This window comes from Isoptericola jiangsuensis (genome assembly GCF_002563715.1).
In the GTDB taxonomy this organism is placed as follows: domain Bacteria; phylum Actinomycetota; class Actinomycetes; order Actinomycetales; family Cellulomonadaceae; genus Isoptericola; species Isoptericola jiangsuensis.
On record NZ_PDJJ01000001.1, the window covers coordinates 1,966,495 to 1,980,616 of the forward strand.

Genomic DNA, 14,122 nt, shown 5'->3' on the forward strand with positions numbered 1-14,122 from the left:
TCGTGGGGCGCGTCGAGCGCGTCGCTCGTGGCGCGTGGTCCGCGACGGCGGCAGGATGGTCCCCATGTTCCGCATCGGTCTCACAGGTGGCATCGCGTCCGGCAAGTCGAGTGCGTCCCAGCGCTTCGCCGAGCTCGGGGCGGTGGTGATCGACCACGACGTCCTGGCCCGGGAGGCGGTCGCGCCCGGCACCGTGGGCCTCGACGAGGTCGCCGAGACGTTCGGCGAGGCCGTGCTCGCGCCGGACGGCTCGCTCGACCGCCCCGCCCTCGGCCGCGTCGTCTTCGGGGACCCCGACGCCCTCGCCCGGCTCGAGGGCATCATCCACCCGCAGGTCCGGCGCCTGTCCGCCGAGCGGGAGGCCGCCGCCGCGGCCTCCACACCCGACGCCGTCGTCGTCCACGACATCCCGCTCCTGGTCGAGACGGGTCAGGTCGGGACGTTCCACCTGCTCGTCGTCGTCGACGCCCCCGCCGAGGTGCGGCTCGCGCGTCTCGTGGACGGTCGCGGCCTCACCGAGGCCGACGCCCGGGCCCGGATCGCAGCCCAGGCCACCGACGCCGAACGGCTCGCCGTCGCCGACCGCGTGCTCGACGGCGGGGGAGACGTCGACCACCTGCGCGACCAGGTCGACGACCTCTGGGTGCGGGTCCGGCAGGAGATCGCCGAGGAGCTCGACGCGGACGAGCTCGAGGCCTGACCCCGCGCTGCCCCCGTGGACCAGGTCCACGGGGGCCACGTCGTGTCAGGAGTCCGGCCGGCGCCCGCCGCGGCTCAGGCGCGACGCCTGCGCACGGCCAGCACGGCCACCGAGCCGAGCCCGACGAGCGTCAGCGCCAGCAGGGCCCAGCCGGCGACGTCGGCACCCGTGCGGGGCAGGTCGGGGCCCGGCGTGGGGACCGTGGCGGTCGGACCCGGGGTCGGCGCCGTGATCGTCGGCGCGGGCGTGGTCTCGGACGCCGTGGGCGTCGGCGTGGACGGGCTCGGCGTGGGCGTGGGGGTCGGCGTCACGGCGAACTCGTTGGTGACGGTGACGACCGGGGTGGTGCCGTCGTCCTCGGCGATGGTGATCTGGTCGGGGTCGATGACGGGGACGGCCCACGTGCCGTTGTCGTCGGTGGGGGTGGTCTCGGAGAACGTGCAGGTCGTGCCGACGGGGAAGCCGGTGACGACGACCTCGTCGCCGTCGGCGAGGGTGACGGTGCCGGTCGTGTCGCCGTCGAGGTTCTCGGCGTCGCAGGTCCAGGTGACCTCGAACTGCGTGGTGGACGCGCCGTCGTCGCCGGTGACCTCCTTGAGGATCGTGAACCCGCCGCGCGGTAGCAGGGCCTCGTTGGTCACGGTGACGGAGACGGTGGTGCCGTCGCCGATCGTCACGGGGTCGGGGGAGACGGTGACGGTGCCCCAGTCGATGCCGGGGACGTCGGGGGGTGTGACCTCGGTGAAGGTGATCTGGTCGCCGGTGAGGAGGTCGGAGGGTCCGGTGGCGGGGGCGCCGTCGGCGGTGAGGTCCAGGGTTCCGGTGCGGCCGAGGTCGGCGCTGTCGGCGGGTGCGGTGACCTCCCAGTCGACGGTGAAGGTGGTGTCGTCGGGCACGAGGCTCGCACCGTCCCCGGTGATCTCCTTGACGACCTCGAAGCCCCCCCGACCGTGGACGAAGTCGTTCGTCACGGTGAAGATCGTGGCGGACGGGTCGCCGTCGGTGACGACGATCGAGTCCGGGCTGATGGTGGGCGTCCAGGTGCCGTTGGCGTCGGTGATCGGGTCCTCGGTGACCGAGCAGGTGGTGCCGACGGGGAACCCGTCGAGGGTGAGGGTCTGGCCGTCCGACAGCGCCCAGGTGCCGCTGTCGTCGCCGTCGAGGTTGGCGGCGTCGCAGGTCCAGGTGCCGGTGAACTCGGTGACGGTGGAGCCGGGCTCGCCGCTGGTCTCCTTGGCGACGGTGAAGCCGCCGCGGTCGACGGTGAACTCGTTGGTGACGGTGACGACCTGGACGGTGCCGTCGTCCTCGGCGATGGTGATGTCCTCGGGGGTGATCACCGGGGTGGACCAGGTGCCGTTGTCGTCGGTCGGGGTGTCCTCGGAGAACGTGCAGGTGGTGCCGACGGGGAAGCCGTAGACGGTCCCCAGGTCGTCGTCGATCAGGTTGATCGTGCCGGTGGTGTCGCCGTCCAGGTTGGGGGCGTCGCAGGTCCAGGTGACGTCGAAGAACCTGGTGGAGGCGCCGGGGTCGCCGGTGACGTCCTTGGTGAGGGTGAAGCCGCCGCGCTGGAGCACCGCCTCGTTCGTCACCGTCACCGCGACGACCGAGTCCTCTTCGCCGATGGTGATCGGGTTCGGCGTGATCTCGGGCGTCCCCCAGTCGATCCCCGGCACGTCCGGGAACGTGGGCTCGGAGAAGGTGATCTCGTCACCCTCGGCCAGGTCGATCGGACCGAGCACCGGCTCGCCGGCGACCGTGACGTCGACCGTGCCCGTACGACCCAGGTTCGGGCTGTCGGACGGCGCAGTCACCTCCCACCCGACGGTGAACACCGTGGCGTCGGGGACGGAGGCCGCGCCGTCACCCGTGATCTCCTTCGCGACCGAGAAGGTCCCGGGGATCGTGCGGATGCAGCCGAGCGCCCCGTCGAACGGGTAGTCGTGGAGCTCGTCCCCGGCGGTCCCGGCGGCCGTCCCGGTGTGCAGGAGGTCGCCCGGGGTGTAGACGCGGCCGTTGGCGCCGGAGAACCCGAGCTCGGTGCTCGAGGCGGGGTCGCCCACGAGGATCGAGCCGGGGAACTGGGAGGCGCCCCCGAGCGTGAGGTCGGTGGTGAACGGGTAGTTCCACAGGATGCGGCGCCCCTCTTCGAGCGCGCGCGCGTTGAGGTCGTCCCCGACGCCGGCGCCCCAGTACACGTCCCCGATGAACTGGGTCACCGGGCCCGTGCCCAGGGTGTTCACCAGGACGGTCTGCCCGGCGGAGGCGCCCACGATGTTGATCTGGACGGGGCTGCCGCTGGTCCCCAGCGTCGCGGGCAGGACGAACTCCACGACGTCGGCGGTGCCCGTGCTCGTCAGGGTGACGACGTTGCCCACCTGGGCGAACGTGCCGTGCTCGAGGCTCAGCGTGCCGCCCTCGTTGGAGATCGTGGTCGCGTCGGTGTCGGTGCTCAGCTCGGCGTAGCACTGCTGGGAGTAGCGCGACATCTTGCCGTCGGCACCGAAGAGGTCGGTGTAGCCGTCGGTGGTGAGGACCGAGACGTCGGTGTCGAGGACGTTCTGCGTCTCGAACGCCGGCGGGTCCTGGTTCGCGGTGTCGACGTTCCCGAGGATGCCGTACGTCGTGTCGGTCGCACCGAAGGACGGGTCCCGGAAGTTCCAGGTCCCGCCGACGTGGATGTCGCCGTAGCGGCTGTTGCCGTTGGTCGTGGTGAGCCCGACACCGACGTTCGCTGGGTTGCCGCCCGCGTTCGGGTCCTCGCTCGGGTTGGCGACGGTGACGTCCCCGCCGACGACGAGCATGTCCGCCCGCTGCGCCGGGACGACGCCCGTGCCGCCCCCGGCCACGCCGACGTTGTACGAGCGCAGGAAGTCGGCGTCCCCGGCCACGACGAGCAGGCCCTCGGTCTCGGCGGAGCCGAGGCCTGCGGTGAAGTCGCCGCCGACGATGACGTTCGGGGCGTTGTCCGTGCCGGGGAAGTCCTCGACGATCGCGCCCGGCGGGATGAGCCAGCCGGAGCAGTTGTCGTCGGCGTCGGGGTCCGGGACGCAGGGCCCCCACGAGCCGGGGACCGCGCCGCCCGGGGCCGGCCCCGGCAGGATGCCGACCGCGGGCGGGAGGAGGTCGGCAGGTGCCGCCTGGGCGGGCTGCTGCCGACCCGGGACGACGAGGCCCGCGGTCGCGAGCAGCCCCACCAGTGCCACGGCGAGGGCCGCCCCGCTCGACCGGGACCGCCGTGCCGTCGTCCTCGACGTGCTCATGGACCAGGACCCCCCTGCGCCGTGCTGTCTGAGTGCACGGTACAAGGGGGCCCTCGGGCGCGCGCGCGGGGCGGGGCCGCGACCTGCGGCCCCGCCCCGCGGTGGCGTCAGCGGGTCAGGAGCCGACGGCGCCAGACGAGGACGCCGGCGCCCGCGGCGAGCAGCACCGCCACGACAGCGACGAGGACGCCGACGGACGACCCGGTGCGGGGCAGCTCGTCAGCGGCCGCGACCGTCTCGGCGTCGGGGCCGGACTCGTCGCTCACCGTCTGATCGCGGGTGCCGGGCTCGTCGGTGCCGTCCGCGGGGGCGGTGGGCACGGAGGTGGAGGGCGCCTGCGACGCCTCGGGGGTGGAGGGCGTCGACGCATCCGTCCCGGGCTCCTCCGAGGGCTCGGGGGTGGCCTCCGGAGTGGTCGACTGCTCCGGCGTGGGCTCCTCGCCCGGCCCCTCGGACGGCTCCGGGGAGGGCGTGGGGACGGTGACCAGCGGCTCGCAGGTGGTCTCCACCAGGCCGTTCCACGGGAAGTTGTGGTGCTCGAGACCGTTCCCGCTGAGCCCGAGATCGAGGTCGCCGCCGACCCAGAGCCGACCGTTGGTGTGCGTGTTCTGCACGACGTCGGCCTGCGGCGCGAGGATCGAGCCGACGAGCTGGCTGCCGCCCGCCAGGCGGAGCGACGTGGCGTCGGTGAAGTTCCACAGGATGCGGGGCGCCCAGGCGCCGAGCGCGGCACCGTCGTCGACGCGGTCGCCGACCGTCCCGGCCGCCGTGTGGGTCGTGTCCAGCACGGCGTCGGCACCGGAGACGTTGACGACGACGGCCGCGTCGCCGATCTCGGTGAAGACCACCGTGCCGAGCGCGTCGGCCTCGGCGGCGGTGAGGTCGAAGACCTGCGGGTCCGACGTGCCGTCGCCCTGCAGTGCGGGGTGGCCGCCGATCGTCGTCAGGGTCCCGGTGGTGGCCAGGGCGCCGAGCCGTGCGGAGACGGACCGCAGCGTCGCGACGCGCTCCGCGGCCGTCGGGGCGGCGGCGGCGTCGCCCTCGAACGCCGTGCCGCCGTTGAGCTCGACGGTGCCGCGGACGTCGCCGCCGCTGCGGACGTCGCCGCCGCCGTCGACCCGGTGGTTCACGTCGAGGGTGGACCCCGGCTGCACGACGACGTCCCCGCCGGAGACGATCACGTCCCCGAGCGCGACGATGCCGGAGCCGACGCCGACCCGACCGACGTTGAAGTACCCGGCGTCGATCGTCGTCGTGCCGGCCACGACGAGGCGTCCCTCGGACTCGGCGGCGGCCTCGTGCGCGACGTAGTCGCCGCCGACGACGACGGCGGTGCCGTCGTCGGACGCGAGGACGTCGTTCTGCAGACCCGAGCCGGTCGTGGTGCAGGTCGTCAGGTCGGACCCGTCGGCGGGGGTGGCCGCCGCGGGCGCGCCGAGGGCGGCGGCGCCGGCGAGGACCACGGCGGTCGACAGGAGGGTGGCGCCGGCGAGGGCCGGACGGGCGTGACGCATGGTTCTCCGCGGGCTGGGACGGACGTGTGGGTGCCACGCGGGCCCGGAAAGAGGCGGGCGGGCTCGCGTGGCCCGCGTCACCCTAGCGATAACGCAGGGCGATTCACAAATACATCGATGTGCGCCGACCAGGGCCGGGACGTCGCGGACCTCGCGTACCCTCGGGGGCGTGGAGAGCAGGTCGGGGACGACGGTCGTGGTGACGGGGTTCGAGCCGTTCGGCGGGGACGACGTCAACGAGTCGTGGGAGGCGGTGCGGCGCCTGGCGCGGGACCGGTACGCGCTCGCACCGGACGTCGAGCTGGTGACCGCGCGGCTGCCGGTCACCTTCGCCGGGGCGACCGCGGCGCTGGCCGGCCTCGTGGCCGAGCACCGCCCCGACGTGGTCGTCGCGACGGGCCTCGCCGCCGGCACGGACGCCGTCCGGCTGGAGCGCGTCGCGGTGAACGTGGTCGACGCGCGGATCCCCGACAACGACGGCGAGCAGCCCGTCGACGTCCCGGTGCGCGACGGTGGCCCGACGGCGTACCTCACGACCCTGCCGGTCAAGGCCGCGCTCGTGGCCCTGCACGCGGCCGGGCTGCCGGCGGTGGTCAGCAACACCGCCGGCACCTACGTCTGCAACGCCGCCTTCTACGCGCTGCGGCACGCCGTCGAGCCGTCCCCCGGCGTCGCGGCCGGCTTCGTGCACGTGCCGCGTGCGGACGTCGTCCCGGCGGCCGACGCCGCGCGGGCGCTCGGCGTGGTCGTGGCGACGGCGGTCGCGGCCCGCCACGGCGCGGCGCACCAGGCGCCGGTGCCGGCCGGCACCGAGCACTGAGCCGGCGCCTCACGCGGTCGCACCGGCGCGGGTCCGCGGGCCCGGAACCCGCCGCCTGTGACTGTCGGTGCCGCGACGTACGGTGGTGCCATGCGCCCTGTGACCGACCTGCAGCGGACCGTGGCCCCCTTCGAGGTGGTCTCCGAGTTCCGGCCGAGCGGTGACCAGCCCACCGCCATCGCCCAGCTCTCCGAACGCATCCGCGCGGGGGAGAAGGACGTCGTCCTGCTGGGCGCCACCGGTACCGGCAAGAGCGCGACCACGGCATGGCTGATCGAGCAGCTGCAGCGCCCCACGCTCGTCATGGCGCCGAACAAGACGCTGGCGGCCCAGCTCGCCACCGAGTTCCGCGAGCTGCTGCCGAACAACGCCGTCGAGTACTTCGTGTCGTACTACGACTACTACCAGCCCGAGGCGTACATCGCGCAGACGGACACCTACATCGAGAAGGACTCGTCGATCAACGACGAGGTCGAGCGGCTGCGCCACTCGGCGACGTCCAACCTGCTGACCCGTCGCGACACCGTCGTGGTCGCGTCCGTGTCGTGCATCTACGGCCTCGGCACGCCGCAGGAGTACGTCGACCGGATGGTGCGGCTCGACGTCGGGGACGTGGTCGACCGCGACGAGATGCTGCGCCGGTTCGTGCAGATGCAGTACACGCGCAACGACCTGGCCTTCACGCGGGGGACGTTCCGGGTGCGCGGCGACACGGTCGAGATCATCCCGGTGTACGAGGAGCTCGCCGTGCGGATCGAGATGTTCGGCGACGAGATCGAGGCGATCCAGACGCTGCACCCCCTGACGGGCGAGGTCATCCGGGAGGAGACCAGCGTCCACCTGTTCCCGGCCACGCACTACGTCGCGGGCCCGGAACGCATGGAGCGCGCCATCTCGGGGATCGAGGCCGAGCTGGAGGAGCGCCTGGCGGACCTGGAGCGGCAGAACAAGCTGCTCGAGGCGCAGCGGCTGCGCATGCGCACGACGTACGACATCGAGATGATGCGCACGATCGGCACCTGCAACGGCATCGAGAACTACTCCCGCCACATCGACGGCCGCTCGGCCGGCACCGCGCCCCACACGCTGCTCGACTACTTCCCCGAGGACTTCCTGCTCGTCATCGACGAGTCGCACGTGACGGTCCCGCAGATCGGCGCGATGTTCGAGGGCGACATGTCGCGCAAGCGGTCCCTGGTCGACCACGGGTTCCGCCTGCCGAGCGCGATGGACAACCGGCCGCTGCGCTGGGAGGAGTTCGTCGAGCGCATCGGTCAGACGGTCTACCTGTCCGCGACGCCGGGCAGCTACGAGCTCGCCCAGTCCGACGGCGTGGTCGAGCAGATCATCCGCCCGACGGGGCTCGTGGACCCGCAGGTCGTGGTCAAGCCGACCACCGGCCAGATCGACGACCTCCTCGGCGAGATCCGCGACCGGGTCGAGCGGGACGAGCGCGTGCTCGTCACCACGCTCACCAAGAAGATGGCGGAGGACCTCACCGACTACCTGCTCGGCAAGGACGTGCGCGTGCGCTACCTGCACTCGGAGGTCGACACGCTGCGTCGCGTCGAGCTGCTGCGCGAGCTGCGCCAGGGCGAGTACGACGTGCTGGTGGGCATCAACCTGCTGCGCGAGGGCCTCGACCTGCCCGAGGTGTCGCTGGTGGCGATCCTCGACGCGGACAAGGAGGGCTTCCTGCGCTCGGAGCGGTCCCTCATCCAGACCATCGGCCGCGCGGCCCGCAACGTCACCGGCCAGGTGCACATGTACGCGGACAAGATCACGCCGGCCATGCGGTTCGCCCTGGACGAGACCGACCGCCGCCGCGAGAAGCAGCAGGCCTACAACGCCGAGCGGGGCATCGACCCGCAGCCCCTGCGCAAGAAGATCGCGGACGTCACCGACATGCTGGCGCGCGAGGACATCGACACCGCCGAGCTGCTGGCCGGCGGCTACCGCCGCTCGCCGGGGGAGGGGCGCGGACCGAAGGCTCCCGTGCCGGGCTCGCCCAAGGAGGCGTCGACGTCGGGCAACCGGCTCGCGGGGCTCGCCGCGGACGAGCTCGCCGAGCTCATCCAGGAGCTCAGCGACCAGATGCACGCCGCGGCCGCGGAGCTCCAGTTCGAGGTCGCGGCACGGCTGCGCGACGAGATCGGCGGCCTGAAGAAGGAGCTCCGGCAGATGCGGGCGGCGACGGCCTGACCGGCACGCCCGGCGACCCGGTGCCGTCCCGCCCGGGCGTGGTGTGCCGTATGCTGACACCTCGTTCGTGAAGGGGAGTATTCCTCCGCGGTGACGTCGTCATCACGGTCGGCGCAGTCGTCGGCCCGGCGCCATCGGCCCTGCAACCTCCGGCCCGCGCTTCTCGCGCGTGCCCGTGACGGTGCCTGGCGGAAGAGACCTTCGGTCACAGTGCTGCGTACCGGAGGACACTCGCATGGATGTCGCCCCCTGGGTCTGGATCGTCACCGTCGCCATCATCCTGGCGATGCTCGCCGTCGACTACGTCGGCCACGTGCGCACCCCGCACGCGCCGACCCTCAAGGAGTCGGCCTGGTGGTCGCTCGCCTACGTGCTCGTCGCCGTCGTGTTCGGCTTCATCGTCATGGCCGTCTGGGGCCCGACGTACGGCGGTGAGTACTTCGCCGGGTACATCACCGAGAAGTCGTTGAGCGTCGACAACCTGTTCGTGTTCGTCCTGATCATGACGAGCTTCCGCGTCCCGCGGGAGCACCAGCAGCGGGTGCTGCTCATCGGCATCACCATCGCGCTCGTGCTGCGCACCGTGTTCATCCTCGCCGGTGCCGCGCTCATCGCGAACTTCGCGTGGATCTTCTACGTCTTCGGCGCCTTCCTCATCTGGACGGCGATCGCGCAGGCGCGCTCCGGGACCGACCACGACGACGAGTTCCAGGAGAACGGCGTCCTGCGGCTGACCCGCCGGATCTTCCCGACGACCGACGACTACGTCGACCACCACATGACGACGAAGATCGACGGCAAGCGCTACATCACGCCGATGCTCATCGTCATGATCGCCATCGGCAGCGCCGACCTGCTGTTCGCGGTCGACTCGATCCCCGCGATCTTCGGACTCACGCAGGAGACCTTCCTGGTGTTCACCGCCAACGCGTTCTCCCTGCTGGGCCTGCGTCAGCTCTACTTCCTGGTCGACGGACTGCTCGACCGGCTGGTCTACCTCAACTACGGCCTGGCGGCCATCCTGGGCTTCATCGGCGTCAAGCTGGTGATCCACGCCCTGCACACCAACGAGGTGCCGTTCATCAACGGCGGCGAGCACGTCGAGGCGATCCCGGAGATCTCCACGACGCTGTCGCTGTCCTTCATCGTCGTGACCCTGACGATCACCACGGTGGCCTCGCTGCTCAAGACACGTCGTGACCGCCGCGTGACCGCGGGGTCGGGACCGGAGGACGCATGACCCACGAGCTGCCCTACTGGTTCGAGGCGGTCTCCCTCGCCGTCATGGGCCTGGTGCTGGTCGCCGACCTCGTCATCGTCGGTCGGCGGCCGCACGTCCCCTCCATGAAGGAGGCGGGCACGTGGGTGGCAGTCTACGTCGGCCTCGCGCTCGTGTACGGGCTGATCGTGTGGTGGGTCGGCGGGATCCAGCCCGCCGGGGAGTTCTACGCGGGCTGGCTCACCGAGTACTCCCTCAGCGTCGACAACCTGTTCGTGTTCGTCATCATCATGAGCCGGTTCGCCGTGCCGCGGGAGCACCAGCAGAAGGTACTCATGGTGGGCATCATCATCGCGCTGGTGCTCCGCGGGGCGTTCATCCTCGCGGGAGCCGCGCTCATCGAGCAGTTCACGTGGATCTTCTACTTCTTCGGCGCGTTCCTCGTGTACACCGCGATCAAGCTGGTGTCCGGGGGCGACGAGGACGAGGAGTTCAAGGAGAACGTCGCGATCCGCGGGCTGCGGCGGGTGCTGCCGGTCAGCGACGGCTACGACGGCGCCAAGATCCGCACCGTGGTCGACGGGCGCCGGCTGTGGACCCCGATGCTGGTCGTCTTCGTGGCGATCGGCACGACGGACCTGCTGTTCGCGCTCGACTCGATCCCGGCGATCTTCGGGCTGACGCAGGACCCGTTCATCGTCTTCGCGACCAACCTGTTCGCGCTGATGGGCCTGCGCCAGCTCTACTTCCTCCTCGGCGGCCTGCTGGAGCGGCTGGTCTACCTGCCCGTCGCGCTGGCGTTCATCCTCGGGTTCATCGGCGTCAAGCTCGTGCTCGAGGCGCTGCACACCAACGAGGTGCCGTTCATCAACGGCGGCGAGCACGTGGCGTGGGCACCCGAGATCCCGATCTGGCTGTCGCTCGGCGTCATCATCGGCTCGCTCGCGATCGCCACGGTGGCGAGCCTGCTGCGCACGCGCGGGCGGGCCCACGCCGGTGCCGGCACCCAGGAGCCCGCCGACTCCTGACGTCAGGCGGCGAAGCCGCCGATCACGGGCAGCCACTCGCGCACCGACCGGTCGGCGATCAGGTCCGCGCGCCGGAACGGGTCGTCCGCGAGCACCGCCAGAGCGCCCTGCTCGTCGTCGGCCTCGACGACGAGCAGGGCGCCCCCGGGTGCGTCGGCGGTCGCGGGCAGCGGGCCCGACACGCGCACGACCCCGCGGGCGTGGAGCTCGCCGAGGAAGGCGCGGTGCTCGGGACGCACGGCGTCCAGGGCCGCGGCGTCGGGACGGTAGACGTAGGTGACGGCGAAGGTGGCCATGGCGGCATCCAAGCACGCCGGTCCGTCGGCCGGGCCGGGCGTCCGACGGCGGGGACCGGACCGGGACGTGTCGTAGAACACCTGTACGAATGTCGGCCGGGCGCCGTACGATGCTGCGGTGAGCAACCGCCTCGTCGTCTCCGGTGCCCGCGAGCACAACCTCCGCAACGTCGACCTCGACCTCCCGCGCGACCGTCTGGTCGTGTTCACGGGGCTGTCCGGGTCGGGGAAGTCCTCGCTGGCGTTCGACACCATCTTCGCCGAGGGGCAGCGGCGCTACGTCGAGTCCCTGTCGGCGTACGCCCGGCAGTTCCTCGGCCAGATGGACAAGCCCGACGTCGACTTCATCGAGGGTCTCAGCCCCGCGGTGTCGATCGACCAGAAGTCGACGAACCGCAACCCGCGGTCCACCGTCGGCACCATCACCGAGGTGTACGACTACCTGCGCCTGCTCTTCGCGCGCGCCGGGACGCAGCACTGCCCGGTCTGCGACGAGCCGGTGCGCGCCCAGACCCCGCAGCAGATCGTCGACAAGGTCCTGGAGCTGCCGGAGGGCACCCGCTACCAGGTGCTCGCCCCGGTCGTCCGCGGGCGCAAGGGGGAGTACACCGAGCTCTTCGCCGAGCTGCAGACGCAGGGCTTCGCCCGTGCGCGGGTCGACGGCGAGGTCGTGCAGCTCGCGTCCCCGCCCACCCTGGAGCGCAAGCTCAAGCACGACATCGAGGTCGTCGTCGACCGACTGGTCGCGCGCGACACCGTGCGCCGGCGCCTCACCGACTCCGTGGAGACGGCGCTGGGCCTGGCGGGCGGACTGGTGATGATCGAGCTCGTCGACGCCGACATCGACGACCTCGACCGGGTCCGCAAGTACTCCGAGAAGCGGTCCTGCCCCAACGACCACCCGCTGAGCCTCGACGAGATCGAGCCGCGCACGTTCTCCTTCAACGCGCCGTACGGCGCCTGCCCGGAGTGCACCGGCATCGGGTTCCGGCTCGAGGTCGACCCGGACCTCGTCGTGCCCGACGTGGAGAAGACGCTGCGCGAGGGCGCGGTGGCACCCTGGGCGCAGACCTCGTCCGAGTACTTCGAGCGCGTCCTGTCGGCGCTCGCCGACGAGATGAAGTTCTCCCTCGACGTGCCGTGGCGCGCGCTGCCGCAGCGGGCCCGGGACGCGGTGCTGCACGGCCGCAACCACGAGGTGCACGTGAAGTACCGCAACCGGTGGGGCCGCGAACGGCAGTACTCCACCGGGTTCGAGGGCGCGATCACGTTCCTCGAGCGTCGGCACGGCGAGACGGAGTCCGACTGGTCGAAGGACCGGTACGAGGCGTTCATGCGCGAGGTGCCCTGCCCGGTGTGCCGGGGGGCGCGACTCAAGCCCGAGGTGCTCGCGGTGAAGGTCGGCGACAAGTCGATCTGGGACGTCTGCCGGCTGCCGATCGCCGAGTCGAAGCAGTACCTCGACGCCCTCGACCTGGGTCCGCGCGAGGCCGCGATCGCGGGCGAGGTGCTCAAGGAGATCCACGCCCGCCTCGGGTTCCTGCTCGACGTCGGCCTGCACTACCTGACCCTCGAGCGCGCCGCGGGCACGCTGTCCGGCGGCGAGGCGCAGCGCATCCGGCTCGCCACCCAGATCGGCTCGGGCCTCGTGGGCGTGCTGTACGTCCTCGACGAGCCGAGCATCGGCCTGCACCAGCGGGACAACCGGCGCCTCATCGACACCCTCACGCGCCTGCGGGACATGGGCAACACCCTCATCGTCGTCGAGCACGACGAGGACACGATCCGGGCCGCCGACTGGATCGTCGACGTGGGTCCGGGCGCCGGCGAGCACGGCGGCCAGGTCGTGCACTCGGGCGACTACGCCGGGCTGCTGGAGTCCGCGGAGTCGATGACGGGCGCGTACCTGTCCGGTCGGCGCAGCATCGCCCTGCCGGCGGCGCGCCGTGCGCCGGACCCGAAGCGGCGCCTCACCGTCGTCGGGGCCCGGGAGAACAACCTCCGTGACATCGACGTGTCGTTCCCGCTCGGCGTCCTCACCGCGGTGACCGGCGTGTCCGGCTCCGGCAAGTCGACGCTCGTGAACTCGATCCTGCACACCGTGCTCGCGAACGAGCTCAACGGCGCCCGGCAGGTGGCGGGCCGGCACACCCGCGTCACCGGCACGGAGCACCTGGACAAGGTCGTCCACGTCGACCAGGGACCCATCGGGCGCACCCCGCGCTCGAACCCGGCCACCTACACGGGCGTCTGGGACCGGATCCGCAAGATCTTCGCCGAGACGGAGGAGGCGAAGGTCCGTGGCTACGGGCCGGGGCGGTTCTCCTTCAACGTCAAGGGCGGCCGCTGCGAGGCCTGCTCCGGCGACGGCACGCTGAAGATCGAGATGAACTTCCTGCCGGACGTCTACGTGCCCTGCGAGGTGTGCCACGGCGCCCGCTACAACCGCGAGACGCTCGAGGTGCACTTCAAGGGAAGGACGGTCGCGGACGTCCTCGACATGCCGATCGAGGAGGCGGCGGAGTTCTTCGCCGCGTTCCCCGCCATCTCCCGGCACCTGTCGACCCTCGTCGACGTCGGCCTCGGCTACGTGCGGCTCGGCCAGCCCGCCCCGACCCTGTCGGGCGGCGAGGCGCAGCGCGTCAAGCTCGCCAGCGAGCTCCAGAAGCGCTCCACCGGTCGCACCGTCTACGTGCTGGACGAGCCCACCACCGGCCTGCACTTCGAGGACATCCGTAAGCTCCTCGGCGTCCTGCAGTCCCTCGTCGAGAAGGGGAACACCGTGCTCGTGATCGAGCACAACCTCGACGTGGTCAAGAGCGCCGACTGGATCGTGGACATGGGCCCGGAGGGCGGCTCCGGCGGCGGGCTCGTCGTGGCCGAGGGCACCCCGGAGCAGGTGGCGGCCGTGGAGGCCAGCCACACCGGGCGGTTCCTCGCCCCGCTCCTCGCCGAGCACCCCGCGGTGCCCGTCGGGGACACGGTCGCGTCCGTCGGCCCGGCCCGGCCCGCGGCCGCCGCGCGGAAGACCACCAAGCGGCGAGCCACGAAGCACGACGCCGCCTGACCCCCTACGGTGG

9 protein-coding genes are annotated in these 14,122 nt (G+C 72.0%); 6 read left to right on the forward strand and 3 right to left on the reverse strand.

The window, feature by feature from the left end:
- Nucleotides 1-64: 64 nt before the first annotated feature.
- On the forward strand, nt 65-700 hold the full coding sequence (gene coaE, locus ATJ88_RS08890; protein ID WP_098463519.1) for a dephospho-CoA kinase: 636 nt from the start codon (nt 65-67) through the stop codon (nt 698-700).
- A gap of 74 nt (nt 701-774) precedes the next feature.
- Here coaE and ATJ88_RS08895 read toward each other — a convergent pair whose 3' ends face one another.
- Both ATJ88_RS08895 and ATJ88_RS08900 read right to left on the reverse strand, forming a co-directional pair.
- Complete coding sequence (locus tag ATJ88_RS08895; protein ID WP_098463520.1) at nt 775-3,963, reverse strand: DUF5979 domain-containing protein; 3,189 nt, start codon at nt 3,961-3,963, stop codon at nt 775-777.
- A gap of 107 nt (nt 3,964-4,070) precedes the next feature.
- Nucleotides 4,071-5,477 (reverse strand): choice-of-anchor A family protein, encoded by a 1,407-nt coding sequence (locus ATJ88_RS08900; RefSeq protein WP_098465229.1) that lies wholly within the window; start codon nt 5,475-5,477, stop codon nt 4,071-4,073.
- A gap of 169 nt (nt 5,478-5,646) precedes the next feature.
- Here ATJ88_RS08900 and ATJ88_RS08905 point away from each other — a divergent pair, with 169 nt between their 5' ends.
- From ATJ88_RS08905 to ATJ88_RS08920, 4 genes are all read left to right on the forward strand, one after another.
- The gene (locus ATJ88_RS08905; RefSeq protein WP_245852283.1) at nt 5,647-6,297 is read left to right on the forward strand and encodes a pyroglutamyl-peptidase I; all 651 of its coding nucleotides are present in this window, start codon (nt 5,647-5,649) and stop codon (nt 6,295-6,297) included.
- A 90-nt stretch (nt 6,298-6,387) separates the two neighbouring features.
- Nucleotides 6,388-8,499, forward strand: a complete 2,112-nt coding sequence (uvrB, locus tag ATJ88_RS08910) for an excinuclease ABC subunit UvrB (RefSeq protein ID WP_098463522.1) — start codon at nt 6,388-6,390, stop codon at nt 8,497-8,499.
- 235 nt (nt 8,500-8,734) lie between these two features.
- Nucleotides 8,735-9,739 carry a TerC family protein gene (locus tag ATJ88_RS08915; RefSeq protein WP_098463523.1) on the forward strand — a complete coding sequence of 335 codons (1,005 nt, stop codon included), beginning with the start codon at nt 8,735-8,737 and terminating at the stop codon, nt 9,737-9,739.
- Nucleotides 9,736-10,746 (forward strand): TerC family protein, encoded by a 1,011-nt coding sequence (locus tag ATJ88_RS08920; RefSeq protein WP_098463524.1) that lies wholly within the window; start codon nt 9,736-9,738, stop codon nt 10,744-10,746. The genes ATJ88_RS08915 and ATJ88_RS08920 overlap by 4 nt, the downstream gene beginning before the upstream one ends.
- A 2-nt stretch (nt 10,747-10,748) precedes the next feature.
- Here the strand turns inward: ATJ88_RS08920 and ATJ88_RS08925 are convergent, their stop codons facing one another.
- The gene (locus tag ATJ88_RS08925; RefSeq protein ID WP_098463525.1) at nt 10,749-11,042 is read right to left on the reverse strand and encodes a YciI family protein; all 294 of its coding nucleotides are present in this window, start codon (nt 11,040-11,042) and stop codon (nt 10,749-10,751) included.
- A 118-nt stretch (nt 11,043-11,160) separates the two neighbouring features.
- Between ATJ88_RS08925 and uvrA the strand changes: the two genes are divergently transcribed.
- Entirely contained in the window at nt 11,161-14,109 is a 2,949-nt protein-coding gene (gene uvrA / locus ATJ88_RS08930) for an excinuclease ABC subunit UvrA (RefSeq protein ID WP_098463526.1), read from the forward strand.
- Nucleotides 14,110-14,122: the final 13 nt, after the last annotated feature.